The sequence below is a fragment of the Candidatus Protofrankia californiensis genome (assembly GCF_900634765.1).
Classification (GTDB): Bacteria; Actinomycetota; Actinomycetes; order Frankiales; family Frankiaceae; genus Protofrankia; species Protofrankia californiensis.
The window spans coordinates 1-541 of sequence record NZ_CAAAFT010000360.1; the positions used below are offsets into that span (position 1 = coordinate 1).

A 541-nucleotide genomic window follows, 5' to 3' on the forward strand; every position below is an offset into this window, starting at 1 on the left:
CCTGTGAGTGAACTGCGACGTCCGGTAATCCCTCGAGACGGTCCCGACCGTGGACGACCCGTTGTCGGGTGCGCGTCCCCGGCAGGTGTTTTGATATCCCTGGACGGGCTTCCCCACCGGGTTTCGCCCGCGAGTATCCAGCGGACCAAAGGCAACGCGATCATGGCTTCTCCGTCCCGTCGGAGAACCCGGGGAACCGAGGGGTGCGATGTGGTTGTCACCAACACCTCCGGGGCCGCCAACCAGCCGTGCGGCACGGACGAGGTCGACATGGAATCCGGGCCACGGATGCGCCTGGTGACATCCGACTCCCGCGCCAACCGGACCATGCTGACCGACTCGACCTCCGCAGGCACGGTGACGCTCTCCACAGGCACGGTGACGCTGCTGTTCACCGACATCGAGGGCTCGACCCGACTGGTCAGGAGACACGGCGAGCGCTACGGCGAGATCCTGGCCGAATGCCAACGCCTGCAACGACAGGCCTTCGACGCGACCGGCGGCCGGGAGATCGACACCCAGGGCGACTCGTTCTTCGTCG

Annotated in this window: 1 protein-coding gene; it reads left to right on the forward strand. The window is 66.7% G+C overall.

What is annotated here, in order from left to right; genetic code table 11:
- Positions 1-210: 210 nt before the first annotated feature.
- The coding region (locus tag DD1DGNOD_RS18680; RefSeq protein WP_165036864.1) for an adenylate/guanylate cyclase domain-containing protein at positions 211-541 on the forward strand (331 nt) is incomplete at its 3' end.